Source organism: Methylobacter svalbardensis, assembly GCF_037671525.1.
GTDB lineage: Bacteria > Pseudomonadota > Gammaproteobacteria > Methylococcales > Methylomonadaceae > Methylobacter_A > Methylobacter_A svalbardensis.
This window is the reverse complement of sequence record NZ_JAWPOH010000065.1, coordinates 1-17,332: the sequence shown is the minus strand read 5'-3', so window position 1 is coordinate 17,332 and position 17,332 is coordinate 1. Positions and strand designations below refer to the sequence as shown.

Sequence of the window (17,332 nt, the reverse complement as noted above, 5' to 3'; positions counted from 1 at the left end):
TAGCTACCAAATACTTGCCAAACTACCTGGGCTGGCGACGGGCTTTTGAACAACACTGCCAACTCACGCCGGAAACCCTACTCAATGCTGCTCTGGGGAATTTTCAATATTTAACGATGACATAGCCTACATTATTGACGCACAATCGGTAAAAACAACAGGTCCTGACGGACAACACGGCTTTGACATGAGAAAAAAGTTAAAGGGAGAAATCGCATATTTACTAAGGTACAGCGTATTTTACGCGGAATTTGTCAGGTTTTTAAACAGCTTCTTATCTGCGCCAATCGAAAATCACAACATCCACTCCATCCCGTAGGATACTGACTGGATGACATTGACCAACAGGCTCGGATAAATACCAAACCAAACCAGCAGTATCGTTAAGACGGCGAGTGTTGCTGTGGAAATCCAATCTTGGGCAGGTATAATTGCCGTTGCTTCGACGTTCATCGACATGACAACGATGATTCTCAAGTAGTAATAAAGTCCCAGGCCGCTCCCAACAATAATGGCGGACAACAATCCCCACAATCGGCCATCCGCAGCGCTGGTAAAGATATAGAATTTACCGATGAAACCGGCCGTCAGCGGAATACCCGCCAGCGAAAGCAGCATCAGGGTAAAAACCGCCGCCAGCCATGGCCGCCGCCAAAACAGCCCACGATAAAAAGACATGTCATCCGCTTCCGTTTGCGGCGTTGAAAGCACGGAAACGACTCCGAAAGCGCCGATCGTGGTAATGGAATAAGCCAGCAGATAAAAGGTAACGGACTCCACTACCAAGACTGAAGAAATGCTGCCGCCCGCAATGAAGGCGACCAGCAGATAACCCATGTGAGCGATAGACGAATAGGCCAGCAAACGCTTAACATTATTTTGCAGCAGCGCCAGCAAATTACCGCCTAATATCGATAGACCGGCAATAACGCTGAAGACGTTTAGTAATGGCGTATAAGCGTAACTATCGGTGCTGACGAAATATCTCAGGAGTAAGGCGAAAACCGCGCCTTTTGAAACGGTCGCGATAAAGGCGGTGATCGGCGCGGGCGCGCCTTCATAGACATCCGGCGTCCATAGATGGAACGGTATCAGGGAAAGCTTGAAACCCAGCCCGGCCACGATCAGAATAATTCCGCTTAAAACCATGACGTTCATATCCTGCTGGCTCGCGATATAACGTCCGATGCCGCCGAAGTAAAGTTCACCGCATTGCGCATAGATCAACGCCATGCCCATCAACAGAAAGGCCGAAGACACGCCGGACAAAACCAGATATTTGATCGCCGCTTCCAGAGGCCGTGCCTGATTAAGCGGATAGCCGATCAACACGAACAGCGAGATGCTGAGTATTTCAAGGCCGATAAAAAAGCTCGCAAAATGACTGCTACAGACCAGCACTGAACCGCCCAGCAGCGCAGTCAGCAACAGCAAAGGGAGCTCTTCATGTTCTCCTTCACACTCTTTGAAGTAGTCGTAACAAAATCCCAAGACCGCAAGACCTGCCGACAGCAACAGCGCCATATAAAACAATGCGTAGGCATCCATCCGGATCAATAAAGTGACCTGAACCGGACTTCCCCGCCATATAACGGCCAACGCCATCAGCGACATGATGATTCCGCAAGCGGCAATGCCGAAGGACAAAATAAAATTCCGCCTGACAGCAATGCCGAGCATTACTGCTATTGCAGTTCCAGCAAGAGTGATGATAGGCGCAAGGGCGATAAGCTGGTTAATGTTCATCAGCGCTCCATCACAACAAAATTTTGCATTTCCTGCTTCAGCGCTGGAGCCGAGACATTTAATACCGTCTGGGGACTCAGGCCAAGCCAGGCAGTCATAAGCACCAGCAACCCCAGCGACGCCCATTCGCGGCGACTGACATCGGACAAAGGTGAATGTTGAGACAGCGGACCGTAGAAGGTTTTTTGCATCACAATCAACGCATAAACCGGGGCCAGAATAAGCACCAGGGTTGTCACGGCGGTCAACGACATATTGACGCTGAAAGCCCCCTGCAACACCAGAAATTCGCCAATGAAGTTTCCCAATCCAGGAAGGCCCAGCGAGGCCACCGCAAAGAACAATGCCAACGCCGACAGTCGGGGCAGCGCGAACCAAAGCCCGCCCATATTGCCCATTTCCCGTGTATGCAGGCGTTCTTGCAATGCGCCGGCGATCATAAACAACGCCGAGGCGCTGATGCCATGAGCCAGCATCGTGATGACCGAACCTTGCAAGGCGAGTAAGTTCCAGGAAAATATTCCAAGCAGGATAAAGCCCATGTGACTGACGCTGGTATAGGCAATCAGTCGTTTCAGATCGGACTGCGCGAAAGCCATCATCGCCGCATAAAGTACGCTCACGACTCCCAACGTCATCGCAACCGGGGCAAACTGATGCGCCGCTTCCGGAAACAACGGTATGACAAAGCGCAGCAAGCCGTAAGCGCCGGTCTTAAGCATGACGCCGGCCAGGATCACACTGCCGCCGGTTGGAGCCTGAGTATGGGCGTCCGGTAACCAGGTATGAAAAGGCACCGTCGGCAGCTTGACCGTAAACGCGATAAAAAAGCCCAGCATCAGCCAGAATGCGACATCGGGGTCAAGTGCAGTATTTAGCAATTCGAAATAATCGAAACTATAGGTACCGCCATTGTTATGGTGTATCAGCACCAAAGCTACGATCGCCAGCAGCATCAGCAGACTGCTCACTTGGGTGAAAATGAAAAACTTTATTGCCGCATAGGTCCGGTTTTCATGTCCCCAGATACTGATCAGAAAATACATCGGGATAATCATCAATTCCCAGAAGAAAAAGAACAAGAACAGGTCAACCGCCAGAAAGACACCGACGGTACCAGCCAGACACGACAACAGATTAAAGAAAAAGAACCCCTGCCGATCCCTGATTTCGGTCCAGGAACTGCTGACCGCCATAAACCCGAGTAAGACTGCCAGCACTATCAGAAGCAGACTGAGACCATCCATAGCCAAGTGAAAACCGATGCCGAAACGCGGTATCCACGGAGCGTAAAAGTCGGCAAACCAGACTGATGACATTCCCTCTGCATGTTCAGCCGACGAGTATTGCAATACTATCAACTGAGCCTCAGCAGTAAGACTAATGATCGCCACCCAGCGCGGAACCATAGGGCTCCAACGCTCTGAAAACCAGGCAGCGAATCCGCCCAGCAGCAAAACGCAAATAAGCGCAAGCAGTATCATGACAGCCATCCTATGGCGATAACAACCACGGTGCCGAGCACCATAGATGAGGCGTACCAGCGGATACGCCCAGTTTGAGACGCGCTTATCATAAGATGCCCTCTCCTGCTGAGAAACGCTATCGCAGTGTATACGCCATCCACGACATCGTTTTTATTGAGCTGGGTAAGGGTCTTAAAGGGGCGCACCACTAAGGTGTCATAAAGCGCATCCATACCCCAGCCATTAAAACAGAATATCCGCATTTGGTTTATCCAGCCGAAGCCGACGAGACGCTGAGCAGAAAAAGTGCGGGTAAGATAGAACAGTACCGCTATCAACAAGCCGATAAAAGGCGCCGCAACGGTGATGACCGCAACAAGGTCAAAAGTGTGGTCCTGATTGAATAAAGCAGGAAATACGGAATCCAGCGGGATTTTCAGCATTCCGCCAAATAGCGCCAACGCACCAAGCAAGATCAGCGGTATGCTCATTTGCCAACCGAGCCTGGTTTCAATGACAGGACATTCCCTGCCGAAAAAAACCACGAATACAAGACGGAAGCTGTAGATGCCTGTGATTATTGCGCCCAAACAGCCAGCCGCCCATAAACCGGGAGAGGCTTCAAAGGCCGCCAGCAGAATCTCGTGTTTGCTGTAAAAACCTGAGGTAAAAGGCAGTGCGGACAAAGCGGCGCTGCCGATCATAAAACTCCAGAAAGCCAGAGGCATGGCTTTACGCAATCCGCCCATCTTGAAAATATTATGCTCGTGATGAAAACAGAAAATCACCGCACCTGCGGCGAGGAATAACAGCGCCTTGAAAAAAGCATGGGTCAGCAGGTGAAAAATCGCCGACGACCAAGCCCCGACGCCCAAGGCCATAAACATGTAACCAATCTGGCTGATCGTTGAATAAGCAAGAATACGCTTGATGTCGGTCTGAACGAGCGCGGAGCAACCCGCCATCAATAAGGTGACTGCACCAATCACAGCAACTAGGAATTGCACTGACGGCGCCATCATGAACAAGGCATTAGTCCTGGCAATCAGGTAGACGCCCGCAGTGACCATCGTGGCGGCATGAATCAGGGCACTAACCGGCGTAGGGCCTGCCATCGCATCGGGCAGCCAGGATTGCAGCGGCAATTGCGCGGATTTACCCACCGCTCCACCCAGCAGCAGGGCTGCAGCGGTAACAGGCAACAGGGTGCCTGGATCCCACTGACTCGTAGCCCGGAGCATTAGAAACTGAATATCAAAGGTGTGCAGTTGCGTGAACAGCAAAAACAAACCTACTAATAAAGCCGTATCCCCTATCCGGGTCATCACAAACGCCTTGCGTGCGGCATAGCCGTTGTTCGGGTCTTCATACCAAAAGCCGACCAGCAGATAACTGCCCAGCCCGACACCTTCCCAGCCCAGATAAAGCAGCACCAGATTGTCTGCCAGCACCAGCACCAGCATGGCGGACACAAACAGATTCATATAGGCGAAAAAACGTGCATAGCCGAGGTCGGACGCCATAAATCCGGCAGAATAGACATGGATTAAAAAGCCGACGCCGGTCACAACAAACAGCATCGTGACCGACAACGCATCGAGATAGAAGCCGAAGGGTATCGACAGATCGTCAACTTCCATCCAGTATCCCAATACCAGTCGGTAAGGTTGCATCGTTCCATTCAGGAATTCGGCTCCGATCAGGGCGACCAATAATGCCGAAACAGCCATACATCCTACTCCCACCCAGGCAACCAGCGGCTTGGAAAGTCGCTCACCCGCCAAGACCAGGATTAAAAACCCCAGCAACGGAAACAACGGTATCCAGCCTAACAGTTCAATCACTTGCACCCCCTACCCTTTCATCCCGTTCAGCGAATCCGCATCCAGCGTATGGAAACGGCGGAAAATTTGCAGCACCAATCCCAATCCGACACCCACTTCAGCCGCAGCCAGAGTTAATATCAGCAGGAACATGATTTGCCCGTCCGCCTCTCCCCAGCGTGACCCCGCCACAATAAAGGCCAGCCCCGTAGCGTTGAGCATGACTTCCAGGGACATCAGAATCATGATCAGATTACGCCGAACCAATACCCCGATTAACCCCAGAACAAACAGCACGACAGCCAGCAACAGGCCATGCTCCATCGGAATTCCGTTCATGACTTTCCCTCAACCTTTATTATCGGTTTTCCGAGGTGATAAGCTCCGACCAGTCCGGCCAGCAATAACATCGAGGCCAGTTCCACAGCCAGCAGATAGGGTCCGTACAATGCTATCCCCACCTGCTTGGCATTTACTACATAGCCGGTTTCGGCGCTGCCTCCAAACACAACGATGACCAGCATTTCCACGAACAGAATCAATGCCAGCGCAGACGGCCCGATCCAGATTCCCGGTTGTAGCCAGGCGCGTTCCTGCTCAATGGTTTTTTGTCCTTGATTGAGCATCATGATCACGAAAACAAACAGAACCATAATGGCCCCGGCGTAAATAATCACTTCAAGGACCGCGGCAAAATGCGCGCCCAACAGAAAGAACAGTACGCCAACGGCCAGCAGGAATAAAATCAGGTATAGCAGTCCATGCACCGCATTGAGCCGGGTGATCATCATCACCGTAGCGAAAATGGCAACGGCGGAAGTGATATAAAACAAAGTCAACGCCATCATGTTCTCTCCATCAGGGTAATAAGGTTTTTACATCGACCGGCGGTGATTCGTTTTCAGCCTCGCCCTTGGCCTTGCCTCCAATCGTCATCCCGGCTATCCGGTAAAAGTTGTAATCGTGATATTTTCCGGTCCCATCGATCAATAGATGCTGCTTTTCGTAAACCATGCTCTGCCGGTCGTATTCGCACATTTCAAAATCAGGCGTCAGTTGAATCGCATTGGTCGGGCAGGCTTCCTCGCAAAATCCGCACATAATGCAGCGGGAAAAATTGATGCGGAAGAATTCTGGATACCAGCGCCCGTTCTCGTCCTCGGCTTTCTGGAGAGCGATACAATCCACCGGACACGCTACGGCGCACAGATTGCAGGCAACGCAGCGCTCTTCGCCGTCAGGGTCACGGGTCAGCACGATACGTCCGCGATAGCGGGGAAACAGCGCCGGTTTCTGTTCCGGGTATTCGACCGTATCCGGCTTGACGAACGTATGCTTCAAAACTTCCCATAGTGATCGTAGTTGACTTAACATCGCTTTTCCCTTTTTGCGCGGGTTCCCAAGCTCCAGCTTGGGAACCCGGAGAGCGAAGCTCTCGGCAACCGCTCCTGCGTTGCTCTACCTCCTGCATCCATGCAAGTCGCAGCCTCGCGAGACGGGAAGCTAGAGCTTCCAAAACCGAATTCCCAAGCTGGAGCTTGGGAACTAGCAAACCTCAAACTGTGTCCCAGCTTAAGTTGGTAGCCGCTTAAGCCTCGCTCATTGTCGTAAGCCTGACTGTGCAATGACAAAACCACTGCCCCGGTAATCAGCAAGTTCAACAACGCCGCCGGTAACAGCACTTTCCAGCCAAAAGCCATCAGTTGGTCATAGCGGGGCCTTGGCAACGCCCCCCGCAACAGAATAAAGAACATGATGCCTACCGCGGTTTTCAGGCAAAACCATAGCAGTGGCGGCAGCCAGGGGCCCAGCCAGCCGCCGAAAAAAAGCGTCACCATCATCGCCGAGCCGAGCGTAATGCCGAGATATTCGCCGACGAAAAACATGCCGAATTTCATGCCGGAATACTCGGTATGGAAGCCGCCCACCAGCTCCTGTTCGGCTTCCGGCAGATCAAGCGGTGCCCGGCGGCTCTCGGCGATGACCGCAATCAGGAAGATGATAAAGCCGAAAAACTGGGGAATGATGAACCAGCCGTCGCGCTGGGCTTCGACAATCTCCCTTAAATTGAAGGTACCGGACAGCATCACCACGCCCATGATCGAAATGCCCATGAATACCTCGTAGCTGACGGTTTGCGCCGCTGCACGAAGGCCTCCCAGCAGCGAGTATTTGTTATTGGACGCATAGCCAGCCAGCACGACGCTGTAGACGGACAGCGAGGACAGCGCCAGGAAGTAAAGCAGCCCGAAGTTGAAATCGATGATGCCGATGCCCGGCGCAAAAGGGATCACGGCAAAACCGGTCAGCATGGTGATGAACACAATGGTGGGAGCCAGTACGAATACCGGCTTGTCGGCGAAAGGGGGAATCCAGTCTTCCTTGAAGAACATTTTGATCATGTCCGCCACCACCTGCATTAATCCGAACGGCCCGACCCGGTTGGGTCCCAGACGATCCTGCCAGACTGCTAGCAGGCGGCGTTCCACCCAGATCAGCATCGCCGCAACAACGATCACCGATACTAAAATGCCGATAATATCGGCTGCATCGCCCAGCCCTACATTCATAACCGGCCCTCCTGATCTGCTTTTCTCAAAGTAACCTCTGCCCAGGTTTTCATGGACTGGAACGCAGGCAATCCTGCCGTTATGCCCAGCAAGCCGCGAGGCAAGGTAAGCTCGATCTGCACCGGAATCTCCAGAATCGAGATTCCCGCAAGATTGATGATTTCTATTGGGTCGCCGGTATCGACTCTCAATGTTTCCGCATCCAAAGGATTCAGCAAGACACAGAAATCGGGTAATCTCTCGGCCAGTGGCAAAGATTGCAAGCTTAATTCCTCACTGCCGAAAATGTGCGGCAACGGCATGATTCGCCATCGGCCTTGTTCCGGTTTGAAGGCTGGCGGAATGCCGCCGAACCAAGGCAGAGTGCCGGCGGCTTCAATCAAACGTATCCCAGGGTCTCCGTCACGCAGATGCCCGCCTGTTTGTTGCTGGAATTTGTTGATCGCCTGATTGGAGTTCCACCCCGGCGTCCAAATGACCGGCAATAACGCCGGTGGGACTTGTGCCATATCGCCTTCCATCGAAAAAGCGAACGGCGTTTCCAGATCATGCGGCTGACCGGGTTCGCTGACCTTGATGTCGGCATGCATGGCGGTACGCCCGCTGTAACGGTGGGGTTGCCTTGGAATCTTGCTGCCGTTGACGGTGTAATCCGCCCCCGGCGCGGACTGGATGATAGCGGCAAGATCGGGAAATGCGCTTGCACAAGCCGCCGTAAGCGCATCGTGATGCCGCCATTGAGAATCGTCCATGACACTGGTCAGCCACTGCCAGCTGCCGCGTACCGGCTCTGTTGCGGGATAAACCGGGAAATAACGCTGAGCCCGTCCTTCATTATTGACCCATGTGCCTTCGGATTCGGCGAAAGTCGCCGCAGGCAACAGCAACTCGGCTTGCGCCGTGGTTTTATTTTCCAGGCTGTCGATGACGATCACATGCGCCGCAGTTTTCAGAAACAGGTCCACGTCTCGACCTGGAGCCCGACGGTAGAGATCGTTCTCAAGAATAATCACGCTATCGGCCAGGCCGTTGCCGATTCGTTCGAAAGCCTGTTGCAAACGTCTTCCACCCATTATTGCCAAACCAAGGCTGTTACATTCAGGAACGGTGAACGTCAGTTGTTTGTCTGTTGACGGCAGCGCCTTGGCGACGTTGTAGGCCGCCTGAATGACGGCGAGACTTGCACAATTTGTTCCCGATACGATCAGCGGACGTTTCGCCCGTTTCAGGCTGTCGGCAATGGTTGATGCCAGCGCTTGTTCGGCATCGCTCAAAGCGGCAGGCGCGGGAGCCGACTCGTCAAGACAATGGGCAACGGCAAAGCCCAGACGGGCTATATCTTCCGGGCTACCTCGATAAGTGTTTGTGGCCACATCATCCAGACGAGTGGCGCAAATGCCGGCAATAAACACCGGACTTTGGGCCTGACTTTCCAGATTCCTCACCGCAGCATCCTGCCAGGGTAAAATATGCAGGGTACGGGCCATCTCGAATGATGCATTGCGCGCCGTCTGCCGCAACGAAAGTGCGAGCCTTGGAGCGCTGTGGGTCAGGTCTTCGCCGAGAATCAACACCGCATCGGCTTGTTCGACTTCCCGCAGGGACGGGGAATGGATGCCGCCGTGACGCATCAGTTCGGTAATCGTGTTAAGCAGGGTATGTTCGGTATCCTCCAAACCGAGGAAGAAATTTCCTTCTCCAACCAGCGTACGCAAAGCAAAATTGGCTTCCAGGGAGGCGCGTGGCGAACCGATGCCGATCGCCGGTTTGTCAGCTTTCAGCAGCTGCCGAAAATGACTTTCCGCCGTATCGGCACTGATGTCCGGCTGCCCCTTGAGCCGCGGTTTTCGGATGCGCTTAGGACTGTTGACGAAACCGTAACCGAAGCGCCCCCGGTCGCAGAGAAAATAGCCATTGACCTCACCGTTATAGCGGTTGATAACGCGCCTGAGTTCTCCGTAGCGTTCGCCGGGAGCGATGTTGCAGCCCAGACCGCAATGGACGCAAACCGATGGCGCAGTCTGCAAATCCCACTTCCGCGCATAGTGGGCGCTGAAGGTTTTGTCGGTGAAAACGCCGGTGGGACAGACTTCGACCAGATTACCGCTGAATTCGCTTTCCAACGCGCCGTCCTCAAAACGGCCGAAATAAACGTTGTTATGCATGCCGAAGACCTGAAGATCATTACCCCCGGCATAGTCGTCATAGAACCGCACGCAGCGGTAGCAGGCGATGCAGCGGTTCATTTCGTGATTGATAAAGGGGCCGAGATTCTGGTTGTTATGGGTTCGTTTCAGGCCCCGGTAGCGGCGAAAGGTGTGGCCGATCATGACCGTCATGTCCTGAAGATGACATTCGCCGCCTTCTTCGCACACCGGACAGTCGTGGGGATGGTTGGTCATCAGCAGTTCGATATTGTCGCTACGAAATTGCCGCGCCTGTTCGGCGGCGATGGAAATACGCATGGCATCCGCTACCGGGGTCATGCAGGCCATGACCAACCGCCCGCGCTGGTCTTCGGCATCCTTGTACTGGATGACCGCGCATTGCCGACAAGCGCCCGCCGAGCCCATAGCCGGATGCCAGCAAAAATAAGGCAGATCCAGACCCAGCGATAAACAGGCGGACAGCAGGTTGTTACCGTCCTGAACGTCATAAAAGCAACCGTCGATTTCGATGCGGGCCATTAGACATGCTCCACTGCAACTATGTAGCGTTCAAAATCCTCGCGGAAATATTTGAGCGCGCTTTGCAGCGGCTCCATGGCTCCGGGGGCCAACGCGCAAAACGTATTTCCGGGCCCCAGCATGCGGGTTAATCCGGCCAGCGTATCAAGATCCTCCATGCGGCCTTTTCCTGCAATGATGTCTTTCAGCAAGGTTACCGTCCAGGGCAGACCGTCCCGGCAGGGCGTACACCAGCCGCAAGATTCCTGGGCAAAAAATTGTTCCAGGTTCAGCACCATGTGTACCGGGCAGGTCTTGTCGTCGAGCACGACGATGGTTCCGGTCCCCATGCGGCTCCCGGCTTTGGCTACGGCATCGTAATCCATGACCACATCCAGGTGTTCGGGCAGCAAGAAATCGGTCGATGCGCCGCCGGGCAAAAAGCCGCGCAGCTTATAACCGTCCCGCATGCCGCCGGCATGTTGCTCGATTATTTCCCGAATGGAGGTGCCCATCGGCAATTCCCAAAGACCAGGATATTTAAGGCGTCCGCTTGCTCCGAACAGTTTGGTTCCCTGGTCTGAACCTCGTCCCAAACCCTGATACCACCCGACGCCATAATGCAAAATATGCGGTACGTTACACAAGGTTTCCACGTTATTGACCACGGTCGGCTTACCCCAAAGTCCGCTGACCAGTGGGAACGGCGGTTTGGCGCGGGGCGTGGCCCGCTTTCCCTCCAGCGCATTGAGCAACGCAGTTTCCTCGCCGCAGATATAACGTCCGGCACTGGTATGCAAATAAATTTGCAGGTTGAATTCCGAATTTAAAATATGTTCGCCCAGATAGCCTTCAGTTCGAGCTTCCTGCAAAGCATTTTCTACCCTCTTTGCGGCCAAGTGATATTCCCCGCGCATGAATATGTAGGCAATTTTGGCTTGAATGGCATAGGCCGCAATAATCATGCCCTCGATTAACTGATGCGGGTCTTGCTCCAGCAGCAGCCGATCCTTGAATGCTCCCGGTTCCATTTCATCGGCGTTGGCCACCAAATACCGCGTTTGGGATATATCATCCATGGGAACCAGACTCCATTTGAGTCCGGTGCTAAATCCCGCGCCTCCCCTGCCCCTGAGCCCTGCATCCTTAACCCATTGCTGCACGTCTTTCGGCTGCAACTCTGTAATTGCCTTGTGCAGCCCTTGATAACCGCCGGTGCTCTCGTAATCGGCCAGCGTGGTAAAGGCGCGGTCCGGGCGGATGTTTTTAGTCAGCGGCTTATCCGTTTTTTCCATAGCGCGTTACCTTCCGAGAATCTCGTTAACGGCATCTTCTGTGATGTCGAGCCTCAGTTCATCGCCAACCATAACGACCGGCGCATGATCACAGGCACCCAGGCAGACAATCGGCAGTATTGTGTATTCGCCGTCCGCGGACATTTCACCCAACTCGACGTTCAAATGCCGACATAAACGCTCGCGTACCTGATCGCTACCCAACATCCAGCAGGTAACGCTGTTGCAATAATGAATGACGGTATTGCCTACGGGCCGACGGTAAATCAGGTTGTCGAAACTTGCCACCCCTTCCAGGTGCGCCGGCGCTATGTCCAGTAGCTCGGCCACGGCAATGAGGCATTCGTCGGAAACCCAGCGACGGTGTTTCTGAACGATTTTCAGTGCCTCGGTAGAAACGGCCGTTTTATCTTCATATTCACCTATCTCAGCGTTAATCTCCCGGATTTCTACGGGACTTAAACCTTCAAATTTTTCCGTTTGTTTTTTCATTTCAGCGGTCCACGTCGGCCATCACAAAATCGATGCTGGCCAATATCGCAATCAGGTCGGCAACCATCATTCCCCGGCTCATCAGCGGAATCATTTGCAGATGCGGGAAAGACGGCGTGCGGATACGGGTACGGTATGACATACCGCCGCCATCGCTGGTCAGATAGTACGCATTCAGGCCTTTGGTCGCCTCGATGGTTACACAGGACTCGCCTGCAGGAATCACCGGCCCCCAGCTTACAGCGAGAAAATGCTGGATCAGGGTTTCTATATCATGCAGCGTTCGCTCTTTGGGCGGCGGCGTGGTCAATGGATGATAGGCCTTGTAAGGCCCTTCCGGCATATTGTCCAGGCATTGTTTGATGATGCGAAGGCTCTGGCGCATCTCTTCCACCCGCACGGTGCAACGATCGTAGCAGTCACCGCGATTGCCGGTGGGTATTTCAAATTCGTAATTTTCATAGCCCGAGTAAGGCCGCGCTTTGCGGTAATCCCATGCCAATCCGGTGGCTCGAAGACCCGCGCCGGTCACGCTCCAATCGATAGCCTCCGCCGTGGTATACGCGCCGATACCCTGAGTCCGGCGCTTGAGCGTACTGTTTTGCAGCACCAGCTTGTCGTATTGATCCAGACGGGCCGGTAAATAGTCGATAAACTCACGTATGCGTTTATCCCAACCTCTGGGCAGATCCATAGCGACGCCGCCGATCCGAAAGTAACTGGAATGCATGCGCGCGCCGCTGATCGATTCCATAATGTCGAACACCTTTTCGCGGTCGATAAACATATAAAAGATCGGCGACATTTGGCCCACGTCCTGGGCGTAGGTGCCGTAAAACAACAGGTGGCTGGCAAGACGGTAGAGTTCGCAGATCATCACGCGGATGACCTGAGCACGCTCCGGAACTTCAATTCCGGCCAGTTGCTCCACAGCAAGCACATAAGGCAGATTGTTCATCGAACCGCCCAAATAATCGACCCGGTCCGTGTACGGGATATAGGTGTGCCAGGACTGCCGTTCGCCCATCTTTTCCGCGCCGCGATGGTGATAACCGATGTCGGGCAGCGCATCGATAATTTCCTCTCCATCCAGTTGCAAGGCGATACGAAACGCGCCATGTACGCTGGGATGATTGGGCCCCATATTCAGGAACATGAAATCGCTGTCTTCGCTGTGCCGCCGCATGCCCCAATCCTCCGGCACGAAGCGCAATGCGTCTTGCTCGATGTCCTGCTGCTCGTCGGAAAGACTAAACGGTTCCATTTCGGTCGCACGGGCATAATGATCCTTGCGTAGCGGATGTCCCTGCCAGGTCGGCGGCATGATGATGCGTTTGAGATGCGGGTGGCCCTCAAAGACGATGCCGAACATATCCCACACCTCGCGCTCGTACCAATTGGCCGAGGGCCAAATATCGCTGATAGTCGGAAGGGAAAAGTCGGCTTCGATCAACGCAACTTTGAGGCGAATATCCTCGTTGCGGTCGAACGAGAGTAAATGATAGACGACGGTAAATTCACTGTCCGGGAGCCCTTGCCGGTGGATGCGTTGACGCTCGTCGATGGCGGTCAGATCAAACAGCAGATCATAGGGAAAAATTACCTGCAATTTTAAATAGCGGAGAATGGCACGCAGGTTTTGTCGGGAAACCCAAAGCGTGGTTATGCCGTCGCAGGTTGGCTGAAGGGTAAAGTCATTTGCGCCTGTGAGTTCCGTCAGTTCGCGCACGATCCGCGGCGCATCAGCAGGAATAGCGATTTTGTCAGCGTTACCGTCCAATGTATATTCCCCCTGATTCATCTCATTTATCCTGAGCCGACTATATCTCGTCCGGATCTCTCAACTGTCCGGTATGCATCCTTTCTTCCGTCAGTAAATCACGGTAACTGGGTTTAGGTGCTTTGATCACCGTTTGATCGCCGACCACCCAGCTTAACGGACGTCTTTCTTTGCCTATCGCATCCTGCAACAGCATCAAGCCTTGCAGCAGCGCCTCCGGCCGGGGCGGACAGCCCGGCACATAAACATCTACCGGCAAGAATTTGTCCACGCCTTGCACGACGCTGTAAATATCGTACATACCGCCGGAGTTGGCGCAGGAACCCATGGATATGACCCAGCGCGGTTCCAGCAGTTGATCGTAGAGCCGCTTGACCACCGGTGCCATTTTTCGGAAAACGGTGCCCGAAATAATGATCAGATCCGCCTGACGCGGCGACCCCCGGATCACTTCAGAACCGAAACGGGCAATGTCATGACGGCTGGTGAATGCGGTCGCCATCTCCACATAGCAACAAGACAGGCCGAAGTTAAAAGGCCAGACGGAATTGGACTGTCCCCAGGCAACCATATCCTCAAGCTTGGCGAACAGGAAATTGCGGCGTAGCGCCTCTTCATAAGTCTGCTGCCCGGATTGTGGAGCTGGATCTGTCTCCGCTTTGGTTAGCGTCCAATGCATAGTTCCCCCTATGATCTGCTGTTGGATGAGTCAATGCGCTGCCTACGGGTACGCCAATCAAGAGCGCCTATAGACCAGAGGTAAATCAATGCAGCGATTAATACGCTGATAAAAAGCAGCGCTTCGATAAAACCGGACCAGCCGGATTCTTGCAATGCCACCGACCAGGCAAACAGGAATACGCTTTCCATATCGAAAATAACAAAAAAGATAGCCAGCAAATAAAACTGCACGGAAAAACGGATATGAACATCGCCCGTCGGAACAATACCCGATTCAAAAGGTTCGTCAGCCGCTTTAGCGTGGTGCCTCTGTCCCAGCAGATACGCGCCGCCGAGCATAACGCCGGTGATAGCAAGTACGGCTCCGAAATAGATTATCAATGGGAGCAGATTGGTGGCAAGAATAGCTTCGGAACTTGTCATATCAGAGAAGTCTCATTTTATAAATAACCAACTAAACAAACACCGAATAAAACCGGCAGGTTCGAGCAACGGGTGTAAATCGGCGCACAAAAGCTGTCACTTTCAGCGCCCGTTTTTACCATCTCTCCCACAAATAGATATTAAAAAACAATGTGATAATAATTTTACAGGGTCAATCATGACGCTGTTTACTGGTAAAAACCAACGCTGATTGACAGTCGTTGAGCCTTTTTTGACTATATTTTCAGCCTACGCCATGATGACGGTAGCTCTAATGAAGCGTCAAGTTGAGTTGATTACGTATAGACAACTAACTTTTTGAATGGTAGCTATGGCTACAGATCTGCGCGAAAGAATGCGCAGACCGACGAATTCCAATATTATCCTGTTGCAAAATCCATTTTTTGACTAACTTGTTTGAGTCTAGGCTGATTGCGATCAGTGTACGATTTTGTTGTAACTGAATTTTAAAAATGTCAGGTTAAGTCTGAACTAATACACATCAGTTAATTAGTAACTTCCATTATTCAACCAAGCGCCCGTAGCACCCGCCGATACCAGTCGCTAAAAGCTTGCCGCCACTGAATCCCCCCTAGATTTGCGGTCACTATTTGTTGCTTGTGTCTTGCTTGATCGTCGAAATCGCTTCCTGCACGGTCGTCATAAACTGTGCTGGGAAGATGATCGTGGAGTTTTTCTCCGTGGCAATCTCGGCCATGGTCTGGAGCGTACGGAGCTGGAGCGCAACCGGATGCAACGCAATGATGTCCGCCGCCTCGCCAAGCTTCACCGCAGCCTGGAACTCTCCTTCCGCTGCGACAATTTTGGCACGGCGCTCACGCTCAGCCTCTGCCTCCTTCGCCATCGCCCGCTGCATATTTTCGGGAAGCGTGATGTCTTTGATCTCGACGGCTGTTACTTCTGCTCCCCAGGGTTCGGTGTGTCCATCGATCACATTCTTAATCTGTAGGTTAATGTCGCTCGTCCGTGAGAGCAACTGGTCAAGTGAGAACTGACCGACAACATTGCGCACTGTGGTTTGACTGATCTGATTAACTGCACTCGTGATGTCCTCGATCGCGACGACCGACTTCTGAGGATCAACGATCTTGTAGTATGCGACGGCCGCGATGTCGATAGACACGTTGTCCTTCGTGATGATCTTCTGCGATGGGATGTTCATGGTGATAGTGCGGAGGGTGACCTTCGTCATCTGCTCAAAAATCGGTATGAGGATGATGAGTCCAGGGCCACGCACGCCAGTGACTTTTCCAAGAAAGAAAATGACACCACGGTCATATTCCTTTACGATTCGGAGTGACATGAAAATCAGAATCATGGCGACGAGAATAACGAGATTGACTAAAGACATGCTTTGCTCCCTTGTTACTGATCGGAATCGGAGGAAAAGATGGAAACTCCAAATTATACTTTTTAGACTATAGTAGCTCCCATTAGCTCAGTCAAGCGATCCATCTTCAGACCAAGGCAATCGAACTCGAAATAAAACCATGCGTATTCTCAGTATCCTCGTCCTAGCGGTCATCTCGATTCTTGAAATTGGCCCTATTCCTATTACCCCGCTATTTTTAATTTGGGTCGTGTTGTTTCGGCCGATATGGTTTTATGAATGGGTACTCAAGATATATGACAAAAACTAAAACCATTCCAAATCCCCCTATCATTCGCTTTGATCAAGTAACGGTCACTGCCCACGAAAAAACGATTCTATCCGACATCAGCTTTACTCTTTTCCCCGGAGAAAAAGCGGTGTTATACGGCAAATCCGGTTCCGGTAAAAGCAGCGTACTGAGAACCTTGCTGGGACTCCATCATCTAAAACTAGGCACGGTTTACTTCCAGGAAATACCGCTAACTCCAGCATCTGTTCAGACCGTTCGAAGCTGTACCGCCTACATTGGACAGGAACCGATGCTGGGTGCTGCAAGCGTGCGAGAAGCACTGCTATTGCCTTTTCAATTTAAAACACACGCGATCATCGACCCACGGAAGCTCAACTTATTGAGATATTGCAACGATTGTAACCAGGATGCACTTTCTACATGCTTTATGTGCCCCATTTATTTTTCGTGCTTTTTGTGTTTTTCGTGGACTATGATTTTTTATAGGTACGCGCGTAACATCAGTTAATAACTGATGTTACGCACCCACCCCTCAAAAAGCGTATTATTTCGGGATGGAAAAAATAAAACTAGAATTATACACAGACTACCTGATCTGCAATAACGGGTTTGCGACGGCGACCGGATTGTCGGCAATGATGGAAGGGGATATAAGCCATGATCAGATAACGCGTTTTCTGGCATCGAAAGCATTTACCTCCAAAGACCTTTGGAGGCAGGTTAAAGCAACGGTACGCCAGATAGAAC

General features: G+C 52.4%; 14 protein-coding genes and 3 pseudogenes. 3 read left to right on the top strand and 14 right to left on the bottom strand.

Annotated elements, in window-relative coordinates:
* A pseudogene (locus RW114_RS17135) lies at nucleotides 1-125 on the top strand (IS1595 family transposase); the annotation flags it as partial.
* Nucleotides 126-294: 169 nt separating this feature from the next.
* Here RW114_RS17135 and RW114_RS17130 read toward each other — a convergent pair.
* From RW114_RS17130 to RW114_RS17065, 14 genes and pseudogenes are all read right to left on the bottom strand, one after another.
* Nucleotides 295-1,746: an NADH-quinone oxidoreductase subunit N gene (locus tag RW114_RS17130; RefSeq protein WP_340123980.1), complete on the bottom strand. Its 1,452-nt coding sequence runs from the start codon at nucleotides 1,744-1,746 to the stop codon at nucleotides 295-297.
* On the bottom strand, nucleotides 1,746-3,230 hold the full coding sequence (gene nuoM / locus RW114_RS17125; RefSeq protein ID WP_340123979.1) for an NADH-quinone oxidoreductase subunit M: 1,485 nt from the start codon (nucleotides 3,228-3,230) through the stop codon (nucleotides 1,746-1,748). Before nuoM ends, RW114_RS17130 begins: the two co-directional genes overlap by 1 nt.
* The gene (gene nuoL, locus RW114_RS17120) at nucleotides 3,227-5,056 is read right to left on the bottom strand and encodes an NADH-quinone oxidoreductase subunit L (RefSeq protein ID WP_340123978.1); all 1,830 of its coding nucleotides are present in this window, start codon (nucleotides 5,054-5,056) and stop codon (nucleotides 3,227-3,229) included. Before nuoL ends, nuoM begins: the two co-directional genes overlap by 4 nt.
* A 9-nt stretch (nucleotides 5,057-5,065) precedes the next feature.
* Complete coding sequence (gene nuoK, locus RW114_RS17115; RefSeq protein WP_340123977.1) at nucleotides 5,066-5,374, bottom strand: NADH-quinone oxidoreductase subunit NuoK; 309 nt, start codon at nucleotides 5,372-5,374, stop codon at nucleotides 5,066-5,068.
* Nucleotides 5,371-5,883, bottom strand: a complete 513-nt coding sequence (gene nuoJ, locus RW114_RS17110) for an NADH-quinone oxidoreductase subunit J (RefSeq protein ID WP_479687038.1) — start codon at nucleotides 5,881-5,883, stop codon at nucleotides 5,371-5,373. Before nuoJ ends, nuoK begins: the two co-directional genes overlap by 4 nt.
* A 10-nt stretch (nucleotides 5,884-5,893) precedes the next feature.
* The gene (gene nuoI, locus RW114_RS17105; protein ID WP_340123976.1) at nucleotides 5,894-6,409 is read right to left on the bottom strand and encodes an NADH-quinone oxidoreductase subunit NuoI; all 516 of its coding nucleotides are present in this window, start codon (nucleotides 6,407-6,409) and stop codon (nucleotides 5,894-5,896) included.
* A gap of 245 nt (nucleotides 6,410-6,654) precedes the next feature.
* Nucleotides 6,655-7,605: pseudogene (nuoH, locus tag RW114_RS17100) on the bottom strand (NADH-quinone oxidoreductase subunit NuoH); the annotation flags it as partial.
* Nucleotides 7,602-10,292 carry an NADH-quinone oxidoreductase subunit NuoG gene (gene nuoG / locus RW114_RS17095; protein ID WP_340123975.1) on the bottom strand — a complete coding sequence of 897 codons (2,691 nt, stop codon included), beginning with the start codon at nucleotides 10,290-10,292 and terminating at the stop codon, nucleotides 7,602-7,604. The pseudogene nuoH and the gene nuoG, both read right to left, overlap by 4 nt.
* Entirely contained in the window at nucleotides 10,292-11,566 is a 1,275-nt protein-coding gene (gene nuoF, locus RW114_RS17090; RefSeq protein WP_340123974.1) for an NADH-quinone oxidoreductase subunit NuoF, read from the bottom strand. The genes nuoG and nuoF overlap by 1 nt, the downstream gene beginning before the upstream one ends.
* Before the next feature lie 6 nt (nucleotides 11,567-11,572).
* Complete coding sequence (nuoE, locus tag RW114_RS17085; RefSeq protein WP_340123973.1) at nucleotides 11,573-12,058, bottom strand: NADH-quinone oxidoreductase subunit NuoE; 486 nt, start codon at nucleotides 12,056-12,058, stop codon at nucleotides 11,573-11,575.
* 1 nt (nucleotide 12,059) lies between these two features.
* Nucleotides 12,060-13,859: an NADH-quinone oxidoreductase subunit C/D gene (gene nuoC, locus RW114_RS17080; protein WP_340123972.1), complete on the bottom strand. Its 1,800-nt coding sequence runs from the start codon at nucleotides 13,857-13,859 to the stop codon at nucleotides 12,060-12,062.
* Between the two features lie 19 nt (nucleotides 13,860-13,878).
* Nucleotides 13,879-14,517 (bottom strand): NuoB/complex I 20 kDa subunit family protein, encoded by a 639-nt coding sequence (locus RW114_RS17075; RefSeq protein WP_340123971.1) that lies wholly within the window; start codon nucleotides 14,515-14,517, stop codon nucleotides 13,879-13,881.
* An 8-nt stretch (nucleotides 14,518-14,525) separates the two neighbouring features.
* Nucleotides 14,526-14,942, bottom strand: a complete 417-nt coding sequence (locus tag RW114_RS17070) for an NADH-quinone oxidoreductase subunit A (protein ID WP_340123970.1) — start codon at nucleotides 14,940-14,942, stop codon at nucleotides 14,526-14,528.
* A 607-nt stretch (nucleotides 14,943-15,549) separates the two neighbouring features.
* Nucleotides 15,550-16,314: an SPFH domain-containing protein gene (locus RW114_RS17065; protein ID WP_340123969.1), complete on the bottom strand. Its 765-nt coding sequence runs from the start codon at nucleotides 16,312-16,314 to the stop codon at nucleotides 15,550-15,552.
* A 275-nt stretch (nucleotides 16,315-16,589) separates the two neighbouring features.
* Here RW114_RS17065 and RW114_RS17060 point away from each other — a divergent pair, with 275 nt between their 5' ends.
* Both RW114_RS17060 and RW114_RS17055 read left to right on the top strand, forming a co-directional pair.
* On the top strand, nucleotides 16,590-17,093 hold the full coding sequence (locus RW114_RS17060) for an ATP-binding cassette domain-containing protein (protein ID WP_340123968.1): 504 nt from the start codon (nucleotides 16,590-16,592) through the stop codon (nucleotides 17,091-17,093).
* A gap of 46 nt (nucleotides 17,094-17,139) precedes the next feature.
* A pseudogene (locus RW114_RS17055) lies at nucleotides 17,140-17,332 on the top strand (IS701 family transposase); the annotation flags it as partial.